The sequence below is a fragment of the Pseudarthrobacter sp. Y6 genome (genome assembly GCF_050156205.1).
GTDB lineage: Bacteria > Actinomycetota > Actinomycetes > Actinomycetales > Micrococcaceae > Arthrobacter.
In genome coordinates, this window is record NZ_CP189574.1 from 3310790 (window position 1) to 3333807 (window position 23018).

The 23018-nt window shown below is 65.7% G+C and carries 18 protein-coding genes and 2 pseudogenes; 9 read left to right on the forward strand and 11 right to left on the reverse strand.

Features of this window, described 5'->3' with window-relative positions; all coding sequences use genetic code 11:
* Window positions 1-43: 43 nt before the first annotated feature.
* Complete coding sequence (locus tag ACQCSW_RS15860; protein WP_426987358.1) at window positions 44-2269, reverse strand: DEAD/DEAH box helicase; 2226 nt, start codon at window positions 2267-2269, stop codon at window positions 44-46.
* A 407-nt stretch (window positions 2270-2676) separates the two neighbouring features.
* Window positions 2677-3330: an MOSC domain-containing protein gene (locus ACQCSW_RS15865; protein WP_426987360.1), complete on the reverse strand. Its 654-nt coding sequence runs from the start codon at window positions 3328-3330 to the stop codon at window positions 2677-2679.
* A 172-nt stretch (window positions 3331-3502) separates the two neighbouring features.
* On the opposite strand from ACQCSW_RS15865, the gene ACQCSW_RS15870 reads away from it, so the two are divergent.
* The 4 genes from ACQCSW_RS15870 to ACQCSW_RS15885 are packed head-to-tail and all read left to right on the forward strand — an operon-like array spanning window position 3503 to window position 8095.
* Window positions 3503-4096, forward strand: coding sequence for a Tat pathway signal protein (locus tag ACQCSW_RS15870; protein ID WP_426987362.1), 594 nt, complete (start codon window positions 3503-3505; stop codon window positions 4094-4096).
* Window positions 4097-4098: 2 nt separating this feature from the next.
* The gene (locus ACQCSW_RS15875) at window positions 4099-5310 is read left to right on the forward strand and encodes a glutathionylspermidine synthase family protein (protein ID WP_426987364.1); all 1212 of its coding nucleotides are present in this window, start codon (window positions 4099-4101) and stop codon (window positions 5308-5310) included.
* A gap of 31 nt (window positions 5311-5341) precedes the next feature.
* Window positions 5342-6877, forward strand: a complete 1536-nt coding sequence (locus ACQCSW_RS15880; RefSeq protein ID WP_426987366.1) for an APC family permease — start codon at window positions 5342-5344, stop codon at window positions 6875-6877.
* Window positions 6878-6886: 9 nt separating this feature from the next.
* Entirely contained in the window at window positions 6887-8095 is a 1209-nt protein-coding gene (locus tag ACQCSW_RS15885) for an acyl-CoA dehydrogenase family protein (protein ID WP_426987368.1), read from the forward strand.
* A 170-nt stretch (window positions 8096-8265) separates the two neighbouring features.
* Here the strand turns inward: ACQCSW_RS15885 and ACQCSW_RS15890 are convergent, their stop codons facing one another.
* Window positions 8266-8877 carry a TetR/AcrR family transcriptional regulator gene (locus tag ACQCSW_RS15890; protein ID WP_426987370.1) on the reverse strand — a complete coding sequence of 204 codons (612 nt, stop codon included), beginning with the start codon at window positions 8875-8877 and terminating at the stop codon, window positions 8266-8268.
* Window positions 8878-9034: 157 nt separating this feature from the next.
* Between ACQCSW_RS15890 and ACQCSW_RS15895 the strand changes: the two genes are divergently transcribed.
* From ACQCSW_RS15895 to ACQCSW_RS15905, 3 genes and pseudogenes are all read left to right on the forward strand, one after another.
* Window positions 9035-9292, forward strand: a complete 258-nt coding sequence (locus ACQCSW_RS15895; RefSeq protein WP_426987372.1) for a hypothetical protein — start codon at window positions 9035-9037, stop codon at window positions 9290-9292.
* Between the two features lie 365 nt (window positions 9293-9657).
* Window positions 9658-9855: pseudogene (locus ACQCSW_RS15900) on the forward strand (carbohydrate ABC transporter permease); the annotation flags it as partial.
* Window positions 9855-13001 carry a glycoside hydrolase family 2 TIM barrel-domain containing protein gene (locus ACQCSW_RS15905; RefSeq protein ID WP_426987374.1) on the forward strand — a complete coding sequence of 1049 codons (3147 nt, stop codon included), beginning with the start codon at window positions 9855-9857 and terminating at the stop codon, window positions 12999-13001. The pseudogene ACQCSW_RS15900 and the gene ACQCSW_RS15905, both read left to right, overlap by 1 nt.
* Window positions 13002-13077: 76 nt before the next feature.
* Here the strand turns inward: ACQCSW_RS15905 and ACQCSW_RS15910 are convergent.
* From ACQCSW_RS15910 to ACQCSW_RS15930, 5 genes and pseudogenes are all read right to left on the reverse strand, one after another.
* A pseudogene (locus ACQCSW_RS15910) lies at window positions 13078-14421 on the reverse strand (MFS transporter).
* Window positions 14418-14906, reverse strand: coding sequence for a winged helix-turn-helix transcriptional regulator (locus ACQCSW_RS15915; protein ID WP_426987376.1), 489 nt, complete (start codon window positions 14904-14906; stop codon window positions 14418-14420). The pseudogene ACQCSW_RS15910 and the gene ACQCSW_RS15915 overlap by 4 nt, the downstream one beginning before the upstream one ends.
* A 75-nt stretch (window positions 14907-14981) precedes the next feature.
* A complete protein-coding gene (locus ACQCSW_RS15920; protein ID WP_426987378.1) occupies window positions 14982-16142 on the reverse strand; it encodes a cystathionine gamma-synthase in 1161 nt (386 codons plus the stop codon).
* Between the two features lie 68 nt (window positions 16143-16210).
* The gene (locus tag ACQCSW_RS15925) at window positions 16211-17596 is read right to left on the reverse strand and encodes a cystathionine beta-synthase (protein ID WP_426987380.1); all 1386 of its coding nucleotides are present in this window, start codon (window positions 17594-17596) and stop codon (window positions 16211-16213) included.
* A gap of 43 nt (window positions 17597-17639) precedes the next feature.
* Entirely contained in the window at window positions 17640-18032 is a 393-nt protein-coding gene (locus ACQCSW_RS15930) for a VOC family protein (RefSeq protein ID WP_426987382.1), read from the reverse strand.
* A gap of 131 nt (window positions 18033-18163) precedes the next feature.
* Between ACQCSW_RS15930 and ACQCSW_RS15935 the strand changes: the two genes are divergently transcribed.
* Complete coding sequence (locus ACQCSW_RS15935; protein ID WP_426987384.1) at window positions 18164-19135, forward strand: DNA-3-methyladenine glycosylase family protein; 972 nt, start codon at window positions 18164-18166, stop codon at window positions 19133-19135.
* A gap of 74 nt (window positions 19136-19209) precedes the next feature.
* Here the strand turns inward: ACQCSW_RS15935 and ACQCSW_RS15940 are convergent, their stop codons facing one another.
* Entirely contained in the window at window positions 19210-20130 is a 921-nt protein-coding gene (locus ACQCSW_RS15940) for a hypothetical protein (RefSeq protein ID WP_426987386.1), read from the reverse strand.
* Between the two features lie 143 nt (window positions 20131-20273).
* Window positions 20274-21950, reverse strand: coding sequence for an AMP-binding protein (locus ACQCSW_RS15945; RefSeq protein ID WP_426987388.1), 1677 nt, complete (start codon window positions 21948-21950; stop codon window positions 20274-20276).
* A 113-nt stretch (window positions 21951-22063) separates the two neighbouring features.
* Between ACQCSW_RS15945 and ACQCSW_RS15950 the strand changes: the two genes are divergently transcribed.
* Window positions 22064-22342, forward strand: a complete 279-nt coding sequence (locus ACQCSW_RS15950; protein WP_426987390.1) for a putative quinol monooxygenase — start codon at window positions 22064-22066, stop codon at window positions 22340-22342.
* A 74-nt stretch (window positions 22343-22416) separates the two neighbouring features.
* On the opposite strand, the gene trxA is transcribed toward ACQCSW_RS15950, so the two are convergent.
* Window positions 22417-22863: a thioredoxin gene (gene trxA / locus ACQCSW_RS15955; protein WP_426987391.1), complete on the reverse strand. Its 447-nt coding sequence runs from the start codon at window positions 22861-22863 to the stop codon at window positions 22417-22419.
* Between the last annotated feature and the right edge of the window lie 155 nt (window positions 22864-23018).

Here is a 23018-nt window from a genome sequence, read left to right on the forward strand (position 1 = left end):
GCAGGAAGCCGGCCCGTTCTCAGTTCACTTTAGGAAGCAGTGGTTACCACTTGTTGCGGGGCTTGAAGCCGCCTTCGGTGCGCGGCTTGCGTGCCGCGTCGGTGCCCACGCTGCGCTCGTTGCGGTCGCTGAAGGAGCGGCCGCCGCGGTCAGCGGAGCTACGCTCGCCGTCGGTCTTGCGGAATTCTTTCTTGAACCCGCCGTTGCCCTTGAAGTTGCCGCCACGGTCTCCGCCGCCGGCGCCACCGCCGGAGTAGCCGCCACGCTCGCCGCCGCCACGGTTGCCCTGGTAGCCGCCACGGTCGCCGCCACGGTTGCCCTGGTAGCCGCCACGCTCGCCGTCGCCGGAGGGCTTGCGGCCGTTGTCCAGTTCGAGGTGGATCAGCTCGCCTCCGATCCGGGTGCGGGACAGAGCCTTCAGCTGGTCGGCACTGAGGTCCGCCGGGAGCTCCACGAGGGAGTGGTCCGCACGGATGTCGATGCCGCCGATGTTGGCCGAGGAGATGCCGCCTTCGTTGGCAATGGCGCCAACGATGGAACCCGGCATAACGCGCTGGCGGCGTCCGACGGCGATCCGGTAGGTGGCGTTGCCCTCAGTGAGCGTACGGGTGGGGCCACGTGAGCCGAAGCCGTCCTTGGAGCGCTCGCGCTTCTGGAAATCGGGAGCTGCGGCCAGTTCCTTGACGAGCAGAGGCTGACCGCCCTGGGCCATCACGGCCAGCGCAGCAGCGATCTCCGAGGCCGGCACGTTGTGCTCTTCCTCGTAGGAGGAGATGAGGTCGCGGAACGCGGCAACGTCCTCGGACTCGAGGGTCTCCGTGATGCGCTCGGCGAACTTGCCCAGGCGCAGCGTGTTCACGGTCTCGGCCGTGGGCAGGTGCATCTGCTCCACCGGCTGGCGGGTTGCCTTCTCGATGGAACGCAGCAGGTACTTCTCCCGCGGCGTCATGAACAGGATGGCGTCACCGGAACGGCCTGCACGGCCGGTGCGGCCGATGCGGTGCACGTAAGACTCGGTGTCGTGCGGGATGTCGTAGTTGACCACGTGGCTGATGCGCTCAACGTCAAGGCCACGGGCCGCGACGTCGGTGGCCACCAGGATATCGATGCGGCCTTCCTTCAGCGCCTCGACAGTGCGTTCTCGCTGCTGCTGCGGGATGTCGCCGTTGATGGCGGCAGCCTGGAAGCCGCGGGACTTCAGCTTGTCAGCCAGGTCCTCGGTAGCCATCTTGGTGCGCACAAAGGCGATAACGCCGTCGAACTCTTCAACCTCGAGGATGCGGGTCAGGGCGTCAAGCTTGTGCGGGCCCATAACCTGCAGGTACCGCTGGCGGGTGTTGGCGCCGGTGGTGGTCTTGGACTTGACCGAGATCTCGGCCGGGTTGTTCAGGTACTGCTTGGACATGCGGCGGATCTGGCTCGGCATGGTGGCCGAGAACAGTGCAACCTGGCGGTCCGACGGGGTCTGCTGGAAGATCTGCTCCACGTCTTCGGCGAAGCCCATGCGCAGCATTTCGTCGGCCTCGTCCAGCACCAGGTACTGGAGCTCGGACAGGTCCAGGGAACCCTTGGAGATGTGGTCGATCACACGGCCGGGAGTACCGACAACAACCTGGGCACCGCGGCGCAGGCCGGCGAGCTGAGGGCCGTAAGCGGAGCCGCCGTAGACGGGGAGGACGGTGAAGTCATCGATGTGCTTGGCGTACGAAGTGAAGGCCTCGGCTACCTGGAGCGCCAGCTCGCGGGTCGGGGCCAGGACCAGGGCCTGGGTCTTGCGTGACGGGCCGTTGAGGTCGTGGAGTTCGGCCAGGCGGGACAGGGCCGGTACTGCGAATGCTGCAGTCTTGCCGGTGCCGGTCTGGGCGAGGCCCACGACGTCGCGGCCTTCAAGCAGCAGCGGGATGGTTGCTGCCTGGATGGGGGAAGGCTTTTCATAGCCGACATCCTGCAGGGCGGCGAGGACGCGGGGGTCGATGCCGAGATCGGCGAACTTGACGCCCTCTTCTTCGGCTTCCTCGGCCTTGACGGGGGCTTCCTCAGCCTTAGCGGCGGGCGCCTCTTCGACCTTGGCAGGCGCCTCGGTCTGAGCGGCAGGCGCTTCTTCGACCTTGGCGGGGGCTTCTTCAGCCGGAGCGGCGGGGGCTTCAGCTTCGGTGGCGGCGGGCTCTGCTGCGGGGGCAACGGCCTCGGTGAATTCGACGGCGACGGTTTCGGCAGTTACTGCTTCGGCGGTGGCAGCCGTCTCGGTGTTGGTCTGATTTTCAGGCATAGGAAATTTCCTCATCCATAGGGGGCCAGGCGGCACAACCCGAGGTGAGCGGAGCCGCAGTACGTGTGCCGTGGGTGCCGGGCATACATTGACCGGCCGGTCACTTAGAAGTCCGGCGCTTTCGCAATCCCGTGGCAGGACTTCCCGCTGCATCTCTTGGCTGCTATCCCAGCAGTCTGTACAGCGTTTTCTTTAGCCGGCTCTCCCTATGAAAATGCCCGCATCACAATAGCGGGCCCCAACACTTGCCAGTCCTGCCTCAAAAATTGGGCAGGAATAAGGGATTTCCGGAGTGGGGGATGTTTCAAGTGTAAGGTACAGATCCGCTTTGCGGCTAATTGAACGTACGACGGCGGCGGTGAGCTTGCGCACACGGCCGTCGGTTCCATGCGGCTGAGGCCGTAACGCTACCGTCCCAGCCGCCGCAATAGCGCCTCAAAGGTGTCGTGGTACTCGGGCTGGAGGCGGATCTCACCGTCGGCGTCGGCATCCCTCAACGCTTCCATAGACTCAAGGTCAGGTTCGCTGAACCACTTTCCGATGGTGATGCCGTGGGTCGGCACGAAAAGCCGGTGGATGTGGTCGCCGGCCTGGACGGTACCGGTGCGGATCACGCGCAGGTAGGTACCAACCCGGCCCGCTTCCGTGAAGCGCTTGACCCATTGCGGCTCCCCCATCCGACGCTGAAAGGCGGCGCACGGGACGCGCGGCGAGGTGACTTCAACTTCGACGTCGAGCCCGATCTTCCAGCGTTCGCCGATCACTGCCCCGGTGGTTTCGATGCCCGCAACACGGAGGTTCTCGCCGAAGATCCCGGGCGGGACGTCGCGCTGAAGCTCCTTCGCCCAGTAGTCGGCATCATCCTGGGAGTAGGCGTAGATGGCCTGGTCCTCCCCGCCATGGTGGACCCGGCTCGCCTGGACGTCACCGTGGAGGCCGAGTTTGTGGACTTTAACGGGACCTTCCACCGGCCGCTTGTCGATGGCGGTGACTCCCACACTGCCTTCGTCGGGAAGGAGCTGGTGGACACGGCAGACGGCTAGCACTGATGCGGTTTCCATGGCTCCAGTGTAGGGTTCCCGGCGTTACAGCCACCGGTGGAACCGGAGATGGGCAGTTCTCTCCCGTTTCGTGCTCGCAGCCGGACCGGGCAGAGACTACGCTGATTTCAGGATTGAGCTTCCGGCGCACAGCTGCGCCCACGTTCAGCATGGACTACCAAGGGGGGACGTCATGGACCCGGAAAAGGACCAAGGCAACGGTCCGGACAAAGACCCGGCCAAGGACAAGGGCACCGGTCAAGACAAGGACCAGGGGGCGCCGAAGCCGCCGCCGTGGCAGGTGCCCAAGCCGGAACTGCGCCCCGAACTCCTGAATGAACCCATTCCCACGGTTGATCCCTTCGCCCGGGACCGCGAGCGCCAGACCCATGATGTGGCCGCGCGCAAGAAACGTTCCCAGCGGCGGACCGTTGTGGTGGGGTTGGGAGTCACGGCACTCCTCGCCGGCACCATCACCGCCGTCGTGGCCAGTAACCAGGATGAGGCCGACTACGCCCAGGTCTGTTTCAACGACGAAACCGGCGAGCGCGTGGAGGACACCCAGTGCAACAGTTCGGCCGGGCGCAGCGGTGCACTCTACGCGTGGTACTTCTACTCCCGCGGCGCCAGCGTTCCCGGGGTGGGCCAGAACCGGTCCTCGTATCCGAGCTACACCAGCACCATCCCCAGCGGCGCCAAGGCTTCCACCGGGTACAGCACCAAGGGCGGAACGGTCAGCAGGGGCGGCTTTGGCAGCAGCTCCAAGGGCGGAAGCACAGGGGGCTAGGCGTGAAGCGGTTGTTATCGGAGCCCAGGCCTGACTGGAAGCAGAAGATCGAAGAGCAGGGCCTGGTCTTCTCCACCACCACCATGCCCGACGGCCGGAAAATTGAATACTGGAACGAGGCGGCCTACTACGAATTCACCATGGACGAGGTGGAGACGCTGGAGGTCACGGCCGAGGACATGCACAAGATGTGCCTGGAGGCAGCCAAGTTCCTGGCCACCGGCGCCATGGGGAACATCGGCATCGGCCCGCAGGCATTGGAGCTCGCGGCTGAGTCTTTGCAGGCCGCGGACATGGATGTCTACGGGCGCTTCGACTTTATCTATGACGGCCAGGGCGGACCCGCCAAGATGCTGGAGTACAACGCCGACACCCCTACCGGCCTGATCGAGGCCGCCGTCGCGCAATGGTTCTGGCTGCAGGACGTGTTCCCGGAAAGGGACCAGTGGAACGGCATCCACGAGGCCCTGATCCGGCAGTGGAAGAAAATGCAGTACCGCACCGGAATGAGCACGCTCCACATAGCCCATTCCGAGGCTGAGGAGTCTGGCGAGGACTGGATGACGGCCGGATACATGCGGGACGTGGCCAGCCAGGCGGGCTGGACCACCATCGGCATCAACATGTCCGATATCGGCTGGGATCCCAACCTGAACCGCTTTGTGGACCTGGACAACTTCATGATCAGCACCATGTTCAAGCTGTACCCCTGGGAGCTGATGATGAAGGAGCCGTTCGGGCACCGGCTGCTGCAGCGCGCACACAATCCCCGCTGGGTGGAGCCTGCGTGGAAGATGCTGCTCTCCAACAAGGCCTTGCTGGCCGCGCTGTGGCACCTGTACCCCAACCATCCCAACCTGCTGCCCGCGTACCTGAACGAGCCGGGTGCCCTGAAGGAATGGGTGGCCAAGCCGCTGCACGGCCGCGAAGGGGACAACATCAAGATCCACGCGCAGGGCATCAGCATGGAGCAACCGGGCGGGTACGGCCGTGAGGGCTGGTGCTATCAGCAGTTCCATTCGCTGCCGGACTTCGACGGCAACCACCCGGTCCTGGGCCTCTGGGTGGTGGACGGCGAGTCCGTGGGCTGCGGGATCCGGGAATCGGACGGACCCATCACCGACTACTTCTGCCGTTTTGTGCCCAACACCATCGACGCCCCGGCGCCGCTTTCAGCGCAGGCCCACTCCAGCAAGGCAGGTATCGCACTATGAGCCCCCTGATATTCCCGAGCCCGGTGACCGTATGAGTGCGGAGACGACGACGGCGGGCGGCGCTTCCGGCGGACCCTCCGGCGGTGCCGTCCCGGCCAAGGGGCTCCGTACCGGAATCCTGGACCTCGGCGACTCGGTCATGCTGGGCCTCGCGTCCACGGCGCCCGTGTATTCGCTGGCCGCCACGCTTGGCCTGATCGTGGCCGTCAACGGAAACTACACTCCCCTGATTCTGGTCCTCGGGTTCATCCCTGTCCTGTTCATCGCCTACGCCTTCCGGGAGCTCAACAGCGCCATGCCGGACTGCGGCACCACGTTCACCTGGTCCCGCCGGGCGTTCGGCCCCTGGGCCGGCTGGCTGGGCGGCTGGGGTGTCGCCCTGGCCGGCATCGTGGTCCTGGCCAACCTTGCACAGGTGGCAGGCCAGTACCTGTGGCTGCTGATCGGCGACGGCTCGCTGGCCGAAAACAAGGTGGTGGTAACGGCCACCGGCGTGCTGTTCATTGTCTTTATGACCCTGGTGAATTACCGGGGCATCCGGCTGGGCGAGCATGTCCAGCGCGTCCTGACCTACGTGCAGTATGTCTCGCTGGGCATCTTCGCGCTGGCCATCGTTGTGCGGATCGCGGGCGGGGCATCCGGCGAAGCCACAACCATTCAGGCTTTCGATTTCGAGTGGTTCAACCCGGCCGGGGCCTTTGCTGATCCGGGCGCCGTGGTGCACGGTGCGCTCCTTGCCCTGTTCATCTACTGGGGCTGGGATACCTGCCTCGCGGTGAACGAGGAGACCGAGAACCCGTCCATCACGCCGGGGCGTGGCGCCGTGATTTCGGCCTTTGTCCTGGTGGCCATCTACGTCTCCGTTGCCCTGCTGGTGATGATGTACGCCACCGTGGGCACCGACGGGATCGGCCTGGGCAACGAAGCGAACCAGAGCGACGTCTTCCTGGCCATGAAGGACGTGGTCCTGGGTCCGTGGGGCTGGCTCATGGTGGTTGCGGTGCTGGCTTCGGTGCTCTCGTCCACCCAGACCACCATCCTCCCCACGGCCCGCGGCACGCTCTCCATGGGCGTCCACGGCGCGCTGCCGCCGAAGTTCGGCGAGGTCCATCCGCGCAACCAGACCCCCGGATTCTCCACCCAGGTTATGGGCGCAGCGGCCGTGGTGTACTACGTGGCCATGAGTTTCCTCAGCGAAAACCTGCTCTTCGATTCCATCAGCGCCATCAGCCTGTTCATCGCCTTCTACTACGCGCTGACGGGCTTCGCGTGCTTCTGGTATTTCCGTGTGACCTTCCGGGAATCGGCCCGCAACCTCTGGTTCCGGGGCATCCTTCCGCTGCTCGGGGCTCTTCTACTGACGGCCGCGTTCTTCATCTCAGCCGTCCAGATGTGGGATCCGGCCTACGGCGACACGCAGATCTTCGGCATCGGCGGGGCGTTTGTCAGCGGGGTTGTGCTCCTGGCCCTGGGCGTCGTCCTGGCCTTTGTCTGCCGGTTCCTGCCGTCAACGCGGGGCTACTTTACCGGGAAGCCGGCGGCGGCCGCCAGATCGACGTCGGCCTAAGATACTCAGATGAGCGACGCTGAAGTCACTGCCGACGTGCCCCCTACACCGGACCCCTCCGACATCCTGGCCCTCAATGCGCTGCTGAGCGCTGAAGAACGCGCGCTTCGTCAGCGTATCCGCGACTTCACCGACCAGCGGATCAAACCAAACATCGCCCGCTGGTATGACGACGCCGTCTTTCCGCTGGAGCTCGCTCCCGAACTCGGCGAGCTGGGCGTCCTGGGGATGCACCTGGAAGGGTACGGCTGCCCCGGCCGCACCGCCGTCGAATACGGCCTGGCCGCCATGGAACTCGAGGCCGGCGATTCCGGGATCCGGACTTTCGTCTCGGTGCAGGGGTCCCTGGCCATGACGGCCATCCACAAATGGGGTTCCGAGGACCAGAAGCAGGAGTGGCTCCCCCGGATGGCCGCCGGCGAGGTCATCGGCTGCTTCGCCCTGACCGAACCCACGGCGGGCTCCGACCCGTCTTCAATGACCACTTTCGCCCGCAGGGACGGTACCGGGGACAACGCCGGCTGGGTGCTTGACGGTGCCAAGCGCTGGATCGGGCTGGCCTCCGTGGCCGGGGTGATGGTGGTGTGGGCAAAAACCGACGACGGCGTCCGCGGCTTCCTGGTGCCGGCCGGAACGCCGGGCGTGACCGCCACGCCCATCGCACAGAAACTATCCATGCGCGCTTCCATCCAGTGCGATGTAGTGTTCGACGGCGTCCGGCTGGGACCGGAGGCCATGCTGCCGGCTGCGCTGGGCCTGCGCGGGCCGTTTACGTGCCTGAACGAGGCCCGCTACGGGATCGTCTGGGGTGCCATGGGCGCCGCGCGTGATTCCTACGAAGCCGCCCTGGCCTATTCCCAGGACCGGCTGCAGTTCGGCAAGCCGCTGGCCGGGTACCAGCTGACGCAGGAAAAGCTGGTGAACATGCTGCTGGAGATCCAGAAGGGCACCATGCTGGCCTTCTACCTGGGGCGCCTCAAAGACGAGCACAAACTGCGGCCCGAGCAGATCTCGCTGGGCAAGCTGAACAACGTGCGCGAGGCCATCAAGATCGCCCGGGAAGCCCGTTCCATCCTGGGCGGCAACGGCATCACGCTGGACTATTCGCCGCTCCGGCACGCTGCCAACCTGGAGTCAGTCCGCACCTATGAGGGCACGGATGAGGTCCACATGCTGGTGCTGGGTCAGCACATCACGGGCCTCGGCGCGTTCCGGTAGTCCGCTCGTCAGCCCGGCCTGCCTGACTACCCGCCGCTCCCCATCCCCTCGCCGCCGAGATGACATTTCGTGGCAATGTCCGGCCCCGCGACTGCCGCGAAGTGCCATGTCGATGAAAGCCGGCGGATGCATCCCGCGGCGCAGAGAACGACGCGGGCCCATACGTGTGGCTATTCGGGCAGGATGACCAGCTCAAGGTAGCCACGCAGGCAACCCGCCATGTCGACGCTCTCGGGCGACAGCAGCCACTGTGTCTGGATGCCGTCCCACAGGGCAATCAATGATGCAGCGGCGGATTCCGGTTCCACGCCGTGGCGCAGCCGCCCTTCCTCCGCGAGCTGCGTAAACCGTCGGGCGTAGCTCCGCCGCAGCCGGTCAAATCGTTCGGTGAAGAATTCGCGCCCCGGATGGCCGTCCGTGACAGATTCCGCGCACAGCACGGTGTACAACTCAATGACGCCTGGGATCTCTTCGTTGAAGCGCGCCTGGCGGATCACGGCGTCAACGAGCGTTTCCTCCGGATCGGGAGGTGTGGTGCCATCTCCGGTAATCGAGTCGCGCCAATTGAGCACGGCAAGCAGCAGATCGCTTTTCGACGGGAAGTAATGCAGGAGGCTCGTCTGGCTCATTCCGACGCGGTCGGCCACATCCTGCAGGGAGCCCCCGCGGTACCCGTGGGCCGCAAACACGGCGTGCGCGGCAACAAGGATCGCGTGGCGGCGTTCCGTTGACTTCGCATATGGTCCCCGCCGGGGCGGCCGGCTCACGTCGTTTGTGGTCATGGCAAGCCAGTGTACAGGCGGATTTGTGCGATAAATCAAAACTCGAGTGACTACTCGAATTTTGTGTTAGCCTTTCTTTTATCCGATTCCATACGTGCTGGAGCTCACATTTGCCGGCACGTGAACCGACACAATGAGGTGAAGGCAATATGGCCCGATGCACGCGGAGACAACTCTTGGGCGCTGGCCTCGGCACTGCAGCGATGAGGCTCCTCACTGGCTGCGCAACGCAGCAGCAAAACAAGGACTGGTCGTGGTGTGGCCGGTCACCCAGCAGTCATTCAATATCCTCAGCGACGGCTTCCGGAAGAAGGCGTCCGGGACGAGCCTGGTCGATTCCGTCGCCGCGGCGGAACAACAGATCATGGCCGTTTTCAAGAACAAGGGCCTCAGCCTTCGAAAGGGAACGGCATGACGACGACGTCCCGCCCCGCCCGAGCCGGGCCGCGTCCAGCCGGGCAGCATCGAGCCGGCCAACGTCCAGCCGCGGACTTTCCGGCGCGGACCAAGATCCGCGGAACCAGAAATGATGCGCCATCCCGTGCGCCTTGGCTGCTGCTCACGCCGTTCCTCGTACTGTTCATCCTCACGTTTGTCCTCCCGATTTTCGTCGCGGTCCTCACGAGCTTCACCAAGGTGACCAGGAGCGGACTCTTCGGTGAGACCGGAGTGAAAAGCGAATTCGCGTGGTTCAGCAACTACGCGCAGGCGCTGGCCGACGTCAGCTTCCTCGCCTCGATCGGGCGGATGCTTCTGTTCGGCATTGTGCAAGTGCCTGTCATCGTGATGCTGTCCGATTCCCGGCTGTATCCGATTACGCTCGGGCTGAACACCTGGCTGAGCCAGGTTGACCGCCTGCCCGAATTCTACGAACTGACAACCGGCGGCGTACTGCTGTCGATCATCCCGCTCAGCATCGCCATGGTCGTTCTGCAGCGCTTCTGGCGCGGCGGACTCACAGAAGGAGCAGTCAAGTAATGACCCAGCCCACAGCATCCGGGCACACCGCCGATGCCTCCTACATCATCGACCGCGGACCGGGATCGGGCAGGCGGACAGCCGCCCGATCCTGGCTGCACAGCAACGCTCCCACCCAGTCATTCAACGGCAATTGGCGCTTCCGGCTCCTTCCTGGTGCACCCGGAACCCCCGGGGGCCGCGGCGTCCTGCCCGCCGGCGAGGCTGTGGAGGGCATCGCCGAGGAGGCCTTCGATGACTCGTCATGGGACGAGATCGCCGTCCCTGCCCACTGGGTGCTCGAAGGCGACGGGCGCTACGGGCGGCCGATCTACACGAACGTGCGCTTTCCCTTCCCCACCGATGCACCCAACGTCCCCGATGAGAATCCCACCGGCGACTACCGGCGCGCCTTCGAACTGCCGGAGTCATGGACCGAAGCCGAGCGGATCCTGCTGCGGTTCGACGGCGTCGAATCGCGCTACAAGGTATGGATCAACGGGGTTCCGATCGGCGTCGGCGTCGGGAGCCGGCTGGCTCAGGAGTTCGACGTAACGGACGCGGTGCGTCCGGGATCGAACGTGCTGGCCGTGCGCGTGCACCAATGGTCGGCGTCGAGCTACCTCGAAGACCAGGACCAGTGGTGGCTTCCTGGCATCTTCCGCGACGTGACGCTCCAGGCACGGCCGGCGGGCGGCATCGACGACGTCTGGCTGCGCACCTCGTTCAGCGGCTCCGGTGATTCCGGCGCCGGCACGATTGACCCCGAAATCACGGCAAACGGTGACGCCTTTCCGGTGACGCTCTCCGTTCCGGAGCTGGGTGTCGACGTCACGTGGAACTCTGCGGCGGACGTTGCACCGGTCGTGGTCGACGCTGTGGCGCCCTGGTCTGCTGAGCTCCCGCGGCTGTATGACGCGACGGTGGCCAGCGCCGCCGAGATTGTCTCACTCCGGCTGGGGTTCCGCACGGTGGAAATCGTGGGGGATCGCTTTCTGGTGAACGGCCGCCGTGTGGTGTTCCACGGCATGAACCGGCATGAGACCCATCCCGACCGGGGCCGCGTCTTCGACGAAGAATTTGCCCGCGCCGATCTGGCCGTCATGAAGCAGTTCAACGTCAATGCGATCCGCACCAGCCATTATCCCCCGCATCCGCGGCTTCTGGACCTGGCCGATGAACTGGGTTTCTGGGTGGTCCTTGAGTGCGACCTCGAAACGCACGGGTTCGTCGCGCAGCAGTGGGCCGGAAATCCCAGTGACGATCCAGCCTGGCGCGAAGCCTTCGTGGACCGCATCGAGCGCACAGTCGAGCGCGACAAGAACCACCCCTCCATCATCATGTGGTCGCTCGGTAACGAGGCCGGCACGGGCGCCAACCTCGCAGCCATGGCAGCGTGGGCCCACGCCCGTGACACCGGACGACCCGTGCACTATGAGGGCGACTACAGCGGCGCCTACACGGACGTCTATTCGCGGATGTACTCCTCCGTGCCCGAGACCGAGTCGATCGGTCGCGACGACTCCGGCTCGCTGCTGCTCGGCTGCTCCGCCGCCGAGTCGGCCCGCCAACGGACCAAGCCCTTCATCCTGTGCGAGTACGTTCACGCGATGGGCAACGGCCCCGGCGCCATCGACCAATATGAGGACCTCGTTGACCGCTACCCACGGCTGCACGGAGGTTTCGTCTGGGAATGGCGGGATCACGGCATCCGCACACGCACGGAGGACGGAATCGAATTTTTCGCCTATGGCGGCGATTTCAACGAGGTCATCCACGACGGCAACTTCGTGATGGACGGAATGGTCCTCTCCGATTCGACACCGAGTCCGGGACTTTTCGAATACAAGCAGATCGTGGCGCCGATCCGTTTGGGCTTCAGCACCGACGTTCCGGCCGGCGCAGGCCACCACGCCGGCGCCAAGCCATTCGTTACGGTCGCCAACCTGCGGCACTCGGCGGACGCGTCCGACGTCGTACTAAAGTGGCGGACCGAAGTGGACGGCGTCCGCAGTGACTCGGGCGAGCTGGCGGTCGCCGACGCGTCCGGCAATGCCCTGGCCGCAGGCGAATCGGCGCAGCTGGAGCTGCCGGAGTTTGCCGGCTCAGGTAACGGCGAGCACTGGCTCACCGTTGAAGCCGTTCTCCGCAAAGACACCGACTGGGCTCCGGCCGGGCACATGATTTCAGCCGCCCAGCTGGATCTCTCGGCGCCTGCGCCGTCAGTTCAAGCGCCGCGCCCCATCGCTTCCGCCGGCAGGGCCGGCTCCTCGGGGGCCGGCTCCTCGGGGGCCGGAACGGTGAACCTCGGACCCGCGGTTTTTGAAGACGGCCGCCTTCTGTCGCTTGGCGGCTTGTCCGTAGCCGGTCCCCGTCTGGAGCTCTGGCGCGCACCGACGGACAACGACGGCGGAGCGGGCCACGGCAGTTACGATCTCGACGAACCTTGGCTGAATAACGGAATCGGTGTTCCAGCCCCGCCGTCGGCCTCGGTCTGGCGTCAAGCAGGCCTGGACCGCCTGACTGCCCGCGTGGAAATGATCTCGGCGAACGCCGAAACCGTGGTGGTCCGGACACGGTATGCGCCGGCCGACAGCGCCGACTCTGTGACAGTCGAAGAACAGTGGCAGCTCGCGGATGGGGAGCTGTGGCTGCGCCTGGACATCGTTCCCAGTAGCGGTTGGGACATGATCTGGCCGCGCATCGGGGTCAGGTTCGATCTGCCCGGCTCCGTGGACGGCGCCTCCTGGTTTGGCGCTGGCCCCCGGGAATCGTATCCGGACAGCATGCACGCGGCACTGATCGGGCGGTATTCGGCAGCAATCGACGACCTCACAGTGACATACGCGAAGCCCCAGGAGAGCGGGCACCGCAGTGCCGTGCGTTCACTCAAGCTGAACAACGCGGGCGCACCCTGGCTGCAGATCGACACCGTGGCGGATGCCCGCGGGCGCCGGCCCGGTTTCACCTTGGCCCGTCACACCGCACAGGAGGTCAGCGCCGCGGCCCATCCCCACGAGTTGCCTCGGAGTGAGCACAGCTACCTCTACCTGGACGCCGCCCAGCATGGTTTGGGTTCACGGGCCTGCGGCCCGGACGTCTGGCCGGACTTCGCCCTTCGTCCGGAGGCCCGCACGCTGACGCTGCGCATCGGGACGGCTGGGTAGCCACCGAGATGGCATTTCGTGGCAATGTCCGGCGCCGGGACTGCCGCGAAGTGCCATCTCGTCGCGTTCCGGGCGGCTACGCAACCCCTGCCGGTACGGGTTCCCTGGCCGGCTTGCCCTTCCGGATGGTCGCGCTGATCACGGCGGCAATGGTGCACATGGCGGCCGCACCAAACCAGGCTTAGGTGTACTGGCCGGTGGCGTCCCGGATGGCACCGGCGCCGAGGGCAGCGGCTGCCGCGCCGAGCTGGTGGGCCGCGAACACCCAGCCGAACACCACGCTGCCGTCCGCGCCGAACGCTTTCCGGCAGATTGCCGCGGTGGGCGGCACCGTAGCCACCCAGTCCAGGCCGTAGATCACCACAAAAACGATCATGCTCGGCTGGACGGTGGCGCTCAGGAGCAGCGGCAGCACCAGCAGGCCGATCCCCCGGAACTGGTAATAGACGGCCAGCAGGATTTTGGGGTTGTAGCGGTCGGTCAGCCAGCCCGAGGCGATGGTGCCCAGGATGTCAAAGATCCCGACGACGGCGAGCAGGCCGGCCGCGGTGGTTTCGGGCATGCCGTGGTCGTGGGCGGAGGGGATGAAATGGGTGCCGATCAGCCCGTTCGTTGTGGCCCCGCAGATGGCAAATCCCGCCACCAGCGCCCAGAACGTCCGCACCTTGCTGGCACGCTTGAGCACCTGGAGGGCACGCACTGCGGCGTTGCTGCTCCGCCCGCTGTCCGGGGCAAGGCCGGTGTCCACGGTGTCCGCTGCCGCAGCAGCGGACGGAGCCAGCCCCTCCTCAGGTGCCGTTTCACCGTAAGGCAAGGCGCCGACGTCGGCCGGTGAGTTCTTGAGGAACTTCAGCACCAGCGGAACCACCGCCAGTGCGCCGGCGGCGATCAGCAGCGATGCCTGCCGCCAGCCGGGGTCCTGGGCCAGCATGGCGATGAACGGCAGGAACACCAGCTGGCCCGCGGCGCTGCCGGCGGTCAGGATGCCGATCACCAGGCCCCGGCTCTTGGAGAACCAGGTGTTGGCGATGGTGGCGGCGAAGACGAGCGCCATGGAGCCTGTGCCCAGCCCAATCAACAGTCCCCAGGTCAGGAGGATCTGCCAGGACTGGTTGACCAGCACCGTGAGCGCGCTGCCGGTGCCGATCATCACCAGGGCGGTGGCGGTGACGGCCCGGATCCCGAACCGTTCCATCAGGGCCGCGGCGAAGGGAGCGGTCAGGCCAAACAGCACCAGGTTGATGCTGACAGCTGCGGACAGAACGGTGGTGGACCAGCCGAACTCCTGCTGCAGGGGCACCATCAGCACACCGGGTGCAGCACGGAATCCGGCGGCTCCCACAAGGGCCAGGAAGGCGACGGCCGCGACGGTCCAGGCGGGGTGCAGGCGCGGGCGGCGGGTTGTTTCGGTGGTGCTCATGCGGCGGTGGCCAGTTGCACAGGCGCGTCCGTCCGGGTGAGGCTGTGCCAGCTCGTGTTCGCGGCCGTCAGCCGCTCCCCGCAGCCGGTGCACGTGTCCGCGGAGCTGGTCCGCTGGCCGCAGCCGGAATGGATCACGAACATGTGGGCTTGGTCCGAGGGCGCCGGGAGGTGCTTTTCCGCCCACATGACCACGGCGTTCAGGACAGGGAGGGCATCCTCGCCCTTCGGGGTCAGGACGTACTCCTGGCGGACGCGCCCGCCGTCGTCGTACGCCTTCTTCTCGAGCAGACCCGACTCCACGAGACCCGCCAGGCGCCTGGTGAGCACCGAGTCCGCGACGGCGAGCCGGGACTTCATGGCGTCGAAGCGCCCGTTGCCGAAAAAGACCTCGCGGAGCACCAGAATGCTCCAGGGGTCACCCAAAATGTCGAGACCGCGTGCCATGCTGCAGTTGCGCTGGGACCAGTCGGAGCGGAGTACCATAAAGGCACCCTAGCTAACTTTCTTGAAGAAAGCCAGGGTGCCCGTGGTTGGAAAGCGCGGTGCTACTGAGCGGTGCTACTTGAGGAACGTGAAGGCCCGCTCCAGGTCGGCGATGAGGTCTTCCACGTCTTCGATGCCGCACGAGAGCCGGATCAGGTTCACGGGAACAGCCAGTTCCGTGCCCTTGACCGATGCGTGGGTCATCTCCGAGGGGTAGTTCATCAGCGATTCGATGCCGCCCAAGGACTCAGCCAAGGTGAACACCGACGTGTTTTCCGCGACCGTGCGGGCCGCCGCCTCGCCGCCCTTGAACTGGACGGACACCATGCCGCCGAACTTCTTCATCTGTTTCTTAGCCAGCTCATGGCCGGGGTGGGACGGCAGGCCCGGGTACAGGACGGCCTCCACCTCGGGGCGCTCGAGCAGCCATTCGGCCACGGCCTGGCCGTTGTCGCTGTGCCGGTCCATGCGCACGCCGAGCGTCTTCAGGCCGCGGGTGGTGAGGAACGCGTCCATGGGGCCGGACACCGCACCCACGGCGAACTGTACAAAGCCGATCTTCTCCGCGAGTTCCGCGTCGTTGACCACAACGGCGCCGCCCACCACATCGGAGTGTCCGCCGATGTACTTGGTGGTGGAATGGACCACGACGTCGGCACCCAAGGCGAGCGGGTTCTGCAGGTAGGGCGACGCGAAGGTGTTGTCCACGACGAGGAGGGCCCCGGCGTCGTGCGCTACCGCGGCGAGCGCCTCAATATCGGTGATCTTCATCAGCGGGTTGGAAGGGGTCTCCACCCAGACGAAGCGGGTCTTGTTCGTGGCCACAGCTTTGCGCACCGCGTCCAGGTCCGCCATGTCCACGGGGGTGTTGCCGATCCCCCAGTCGCCGAGCACACGGCTGATGAGCCGGTACGTGCCGCCGTAGGCGTCGTTGCCGAGCACGATGTGGTCGCCCGGCCGGGCCAGCGCCCGGATCAGGGAGTCCTCCGCCGCGAGGCCGGAACTGAAGGAGTAGGCGTGGGTTCCGCCTTCGAGGGCCGCGAGCTGCTCCTGCAGGGCGTCACGGGTGGGGTTGGTGCCGCGGCCGTATTCGTAACCGTCGCGGAGCCCGCCGATGCCGTCCTGGGCGTAGGTGGAGCTGAAGTGCACGGGCGGAACCACAGCGCCGGTGCGGGGTTCGAAGGCCTGGCCGGCGTGGACGGCGCGCGTGTTGAAACCCTGGTTTTCTGCAGACATTGAAGGTCCTTTCATGCGGTGATCGAGCCTGTCGAGATCCTGGTTTCGACAAGCTCAACCACCGAGGGTTAGTTGCTGAGGTAGGCGAGGAGGTCGTGGCGGGTGAGGATTCCCACGGGGGCGCCGACGAACGTCACCATCACGGTGTCCACGTCGGAAAGCAGCTCGCGGGCTGCGGAGATGGTTTCCAGCGAGCCGATGACCGGCAGGCGGGGCCCCATGTGCTCGGAGATCTTGTCCGTCAGCTTGGCCTCGCCGCGGAACAGCTTGGAGGTCAGGGTGCGCTCATCCACGGCGCCGAGGACCTCGCCCATCACCACGGGCGGTTCCTGCGAGAGGACCGGGATGTGGCTGACACCGTACTCGTTCATGATGTTGATGACGTCGCGGACGGTCTCGTTGGGGTGGATGTGGACCAGGTCCGGCAGCTCGCCGTTCTTGGTCTTAATGACCTCGCCCACGGACGCTTCTTCGCCGCCGGAGAGGAAGCCGTAGGAACGCATCCACTGGTCGTTGAAGATCTTGGCCAGGTAGCCGCGGCCGGAGTCCGGGAGGATGACCACCACCACGGCGCTTTCGGGGAGGTCGCGGGCGGTCTGCAGCGCAGCCACCACCGCCATGCCGGACGAGCCGCCCACCAGAAGCCCTTCCTCGCGGGCCAGCCGCCGGGTCATGGCGAAGGAATCGGCGTCGGTGACGGCGATGACGTCGTCCGGAACGGATTTGTCGTAGTTGGCCGGCCACATGTCCTCGCCCACGCCCTCGACGAAGTACGGGCGCCCGGTGCCGCCGGAGTAGACCGAACCTTCGGGGTCCGCCCCGATGATCCTGACCCGGCCGCCGTCGGCCTCCGGACGGTGGGCCGAGATCTCCTTGAGGAAACGGCCGGTGCCGGTGATGGTGCCGCCGGTGCCGGCGCCGATCACACAGTGCGTCACCAGGCCGTCCGTGTCCTGCCAGATTTCCGGCCCTGTGGTCTCGTAATGGCTGCCGGGGGCGGCCGGGTTGGAGAACTGGTCAGGCTTGTAGGCGCCCGGAATTTCCGTGACCAGGCGGTCCGAGACGCTGTAGTAGCTCTGCGGGCTGTCCGGGGCCACGGACGTGGGCGTGACCACTACTTCGGCGCCATAAGCCTGAAGCACGGCGCGCTTGTCCTCGCCCACCTTGTCCGGCACCACAAAGATGCATTTGTAGCCCTTTTGCTGGGCCACGAGCGCCAGACCCACGCCGGTGTTGCCCGACGTCGGCTCAACGATGGTTCCGCCGGGCAGGAGCTTGCCGGTCCGTTCGCCCTCTTCGATCATTTTCACCGCGATGCGGTCTTTGATGGAGCCGCCTGGATTGATGTATTCCAGCTTGACCAGGACAGTGGCTTTGAGGCCTTCCGTCACGTGGTTGAGCTTGATGAGCGGCGTGTTTCCGATGAGGTCCAGGACGGACTGCGCGTACTTCATAGGTACAAAGTTACCGCCTGCCGCCACAGGTCCTTCCCGGGGCTCAGCTCCCTGCCGAGGAATCCGTCTGCCAGAGGCCCATGATGTTGCCTTCGGTGTCCGTGAAGTAGGCGAAGTAGCCCATGCCGGGAACGGCGGCCTTGGCCTGGGCCACCGAGCCGCCGGCGGATTCGATCTGCCCCAGTGCGGCGTCCACGTCCTCCACGTCGATGGTGATGATGGGGGTCTTGAGGTTGTCCGTGCGCGGGAACAGGGCCCCGTTGATGGCCCCGGGCGCGCTGGGCATTCCCGTTTTTTCGTCCGACGGCGTGGTGATGGCGCTGGTGTAGTCCATCCCCTGCATGGGGACCAGGTTCCAATTAAACGCGGTTTGGTAGAACGTGTTGGCGCGTTCTTTGTTTTCCGTGGGGATCTCGAAATGCACAACTCCAGCCACTGCCTGCTCCTTTGAATGCGAGGGGAAGGCGCGGACGCCCCGCGCCACACGATGGAGTCTAGTCCTGCCATCTTCGCTCTGTAAGGGGCTCCGGAAGCTACGTTGTCAGCCCACCGTGGGACGATGAATACATGACCATTGCTGACGCACCCGCCCGGCTGGCCGCCGCCGCGGATGCGTCCCTGCGGTGGCATCCGGACGGCCCGTACAGCCTGAACCAGACCCTGGGCACGCTCCTGCGGGGCACCGGGGATCCATCGTTTTCGTTCCAGCCGGACGGGCTGTGGACTGCCTTTACGACGCCCGATGGCCCTGTCACGCTGCGCCTCACTGTTGCTGCGGATGGGGCTGTTGATGCCCAAGCATGGGGTCCAGGTTCCGCCGCCGGACTCGCCGGCGTACCCCGGCTCCTGGGCGCGGAGGACGACTGGTCGGCGTTTGACGAACCCGCCTTCCATGCCACGCTCCCCCGGATGGTCCGTGACGCCCGACGCCGGAACCTGGCTGTCCGGCTGCCGTCCACCGGGCGGGTGGTTGATTGCCTCGTTCCCACTATCCTCGAGCAGAAGGTCACCGTCATTGAGGCCCGCTGCGGCTACCGGTATCTGATGTACCGCTTCGGCTCACCCGCTCCGGCGGCCGGACACGCCGCGCCGGAAGGGCTCCGCCTCCAGCCCACCCCGGAGCAGTGGCTGCGCATCCCCTCCTGGGAATGGCACCAGGCTGGGGTGGGACCCCAGCGTTCGGCGACCGTCATGCGGGCCCTGCGATCCGCCGTCGCCCTTGAACGGCTGGCGGCCCTGCCTGCTGCGGAGGCGGCAGCAAAGCTGCAGGTGATTCCCGGTATCGGCGTGTGGACCGCGGCCGAAGTGGTGCAGCGTACCCACGGCTGTCCGGATTCCATCGCGGTGGGCGACTACCACCTCGCCGCCTATGTGGGCGCCGCGCTCACCGGCCACCGTACGGATGACGCGGGCATGCTGGCCCTGCTTGAGCCGTGGACCGGGCACCGGCAGCGAGTTGTCCGGATGATCGGGCTGAGCGGCTTCCGCAAACCGACGTTCGGGCCGCGGATGACCATCCAGGACCACCGCCGGCACTGAGCGCCGGAGCGACGCGGGGTCACTTAGCGCCCATGCGGGACGCCAACATGGGCGCTAAGTGACCCCGCGTTGGACTAGAGGGAGCGGAGTTTGGCCTTCTTGATCCTGGCGATGAGGCCGGTGAATCCTTCGGCAAGGTCATCCGCGTTGGCCTTGAAGTAGGACCACCCGGCGCTGGTGAAGGCTTCGTCACGGCGATTGTCCCGCGACTGCTGATCGCGCGTGAGATGAGGGGCGCCGTCGTACTGCAATGCGGTCCTGAAGCGCCGATACCCCAGGTCCGCGGACGGCGACCAGGGGTCATCCGGATCCAGGCGGAGCTGCAATTCCGGCTCAGGAAGTCGGGCGTCCAGCATGGCCAGGCGTAGGAATGTCTCCGGAAACGAGTCCGCGCCGACTCTCATCTCGTCCAGGGCAAGCCGGGCCTTCTCCACACCCTTCATGTTTGGATGCTGCCGGATGAGCAATCGCAGTCCTTCCTTGAAGGCGTATGGTTCGGTCCTTCCTTCAAGACCGGGCCGAGGCATGCGGATCAGCTGGTCTCCCATGGCGATCACGTATGCCAGCGGTAAGTGATGCGCCAGATCAAGCCAGGTCCGGGGCGGGACGGAGACTGGGATTCCGTCGATTTCCATGACCTCGCCGGGCAGCGCATGCACGCGATGGCCGGCCACTCCGGTACGGCGGACCCGAGGAAGTCCGTGGGGTTTGCTGAGGTGGATCGTTTCCTCCTTACCCAGCCACGGCGGCAGGCCGAGCCCGGTCAGTATTGCGGCGCTCTCATGGGAAACCCAGGCTCCGGGCGTTGCCGCGGCAAGGACCCGGGACCGTTCGGCAAGGACAAACTCACGGCCGGCAGGCAGGTAGATCAGCCGTCCGCCGTCGAGCACGTCCCTGGCGCGAAGGCGCTTGGGCGCGACCCCCAGCATCCGGGACTCATAGATGGTGAACGGCTGGGTGTTGAGCGTCTGCGGCAAGGGCGTGATGCGGACCATGTGCACCATTCTGTCCGCACCGTTGAGAGGATACTGAGTTATCCACAGGCCCAGTTTCATCCACTCCAACGCGGGGTCACTTACGGCCCTTCCGGGACGCAAACATAGGCCGTAAGTGACCCCGCGTTGCAATTAGAGGTGGGTCAGAGTCCCAGGCGCGCCACCGCCTCTTCGCGCATCTCCACTTTGCGGATCTTCCCGGACACGGTCATCGGGAAGCTTTCGCGGATGTCCACGTAGCGCGGGATCTTGTAGTGGGCCAGGCGCCCGCGGCAGAAGTCGGCGACGGCGGCCGTGTCCAGCGGCTCCGCGCCGGGCTTGAGGATAAGGCAGGCCATCAGTTCCTCACCGTATTTGGCGTCCGGTACACCGATCACCTGGACGTCCTGGATGGCAGGGTGGGTGTACAGGAACTCCTCGATCTCGCGCGGGTAGATGTTCTCGCCGCCGCGGATCACCATGTCCTTGATCCGGCCTTCGATCACCACGTAGCCGCTCTCATCCATCCGGGCAAGGTCGCCGGTGTGCATCCAGCCGTCAGGGTCAATCGCTTCGCCGGTCTTGTCCGGCTGGTCCCAGTAGCCCGACATCACGGCGTAGCCGCGGGTGCACAGCTCGCCGATCTGCCCGCGCTCCAGAACCTCGCCGGAGGCGGGACCGACGATCTGGCTTTCCAGCCGCGGCATGGTGCGGCCCACTGTCCCGGTGCGCTGCTCCATCGTGTCCCCCCTGCGCGTCATGGTGGACACCGGGGACGTTTCCGTCATGCCGTAGCAGATGGCCACATCCTTCATGTTCATCTCCGAAATAACCCGGTGCATCACCTCGATGGGGCAGGGCGAGCCCGCCATGACCCCGGTCCGGAGCGTGGACAGGTCGTAGGAGGCGAAGTCCGGCAGGGCGAGCTCGGCGATGAACATGGTGGGCACGCCGTAGAGTGACGTCCCGCCGAAGTCCTGCACGGCCTCCAAAGCGGCGGCCGGGGTGAAGCCGCGGCCAGGGATGATGGTGGCTGCACCGCGGCTGAGCGCGTTCAGGTTGCCGATCACCATTCCGAAGCAGTGGTAGAACGGCACCGGAATCACCACCCGGTCATGCTCCGTATAGCCCAGCAGCTCCCCGATCGAGTACCCGTTGTTCAGGATGTTGTGGTGGGTCAGGGTGGCACCCTTGGGGAATCCGGTGGTTCCGGAGGTGTACTGCAGGTTGATGGGATCGTGCGGGTCCAGCTCTGCCATCCGCGCCTTCAGGCCTGAATGCCCGACGTCGTCAGCCCGCTTGAGCAGCTCGGCGTACGTCAGCTCTGCGTCGTTTCGGGGGACGCCGGCGTCGAGCCCGTCCACGCCGGAATCCGGCAGGAAAACGAGTTCGCGGAGGTCCGGGCATTCGGCGAGCGCCTGGCGGGCCATGCCCACATAGTCGCTGTTCCGGTCCGACGGTGCCGCCACCAGCACGCGCATGCCGTTCTGTTCCACCACGAACTCAAGCTCGTGGCTGCGGTACGCCGGATTCACGTTCACCAGGATGGCGCCGGCCTTGGCAGAGGCGTACTGCAGGAGGGTCCATTCGGCGCAGTTGGGGCTCCAGATGCCCACCCGGTCGCCCTTGGCGACGCCCAGGGCGAGGAGCGCACGGGCCAGGCGGTCGACGTCGTCGTTCATCTTGGTGTAGCTCCAGCGGCGGGCGTCGGCGCCCGGAACCGCTGCGGCCTCAATCAGCGCGTCGTGGAAGGGGAACATGGCCACCACCCGCTCAAAGTTCTGGCCGATGGTTTCCTCGAGCAGCGGGACGTCAGTGTCCCCGGCTGTGTATGCGCGCATGATGGCACGCTACCAACTGGCCTTCAACAAAGAAAGCACAAGAGAAGCGCAACAGTGGGGTGTCCGGTGTAAACAGGACGGACTGCCTGCATCGGCCCGGTATTGTGAAATCCATGAGTGCACCCATCGACCTGCAGGCAACGTTCACCCCCAACGAAGGCGAGTTTTTCCGTGTAAAACTCGCCCTGGAAATCGCGATCGACGAGGTGGTGAACGAGCCCGGCTGCATCCGCTTTGAACTGACGGAAGCCACGGAGGAGAAGCTGGTCCTGACGGAGCAGTGGGCGTCCGAGGAGGATCTCGACAAGCACTCCAAGGGCACGGCCGTCCAGGACCTGAACGAATCCCTGAGCGCGCTGCTGGCCGAGCCCGTTCAGCTGGAACGCCTGTAACCCACAGTCAAAAAGCGGTTAAAGCGAAGCGGGGCCTCTCTCTGAGAGGCCCCGCTTCGGAGTTTAGGGAAGGATCAGGCGTCCGGGATTTGAGTACCGTCCTGGGGGCCTGACGTCTTTCCGGCGGTAGCCGGGTTGCTGCCCGCAGCCGCTGCGGCTTCTGCCTGCGAGCGCGCCACATGGGCATGCACTTCTTCCATGTCCAGCGCCTTGACTGCGTCGATGACCTGCTCCAGCTGCTGGGCGTTCAACGCACCCGGCTGGGAGAAGACCAGCACCTTTTCGCGGAAGGCCATCAGGGTGGGGATGGACGTGATGCCGGCCTCGGCGGCGAGCTGCTGCTGGGCCTCGGTGTCCACCTTGGTGAAGGCGACGTCCGGGTGCTTCTCGGAAACGGCTGAATACGTGGGCCCAAACTGCTTGCAGGGCCCACACCATTCGGCCCAGAAGTCAACGAGCACAATGTCGTTGCCTTCGATGGTCGATGCGAACTGTTCGCCGGTGATATCAAGGGTAGCCATGGTTCAACGGTACGCGAGGCGCAGGCGGATGTCCCGGCCCGGCGCCTCCTGTTCGCTCCCCGCGTCATCGGGAATATCCGGCGCCGGACCGTGTACACCGGGCATTGCGCGGCCTACCCTTGGGGTCATCAGCCGCTGACTGCCGCACACAGGAG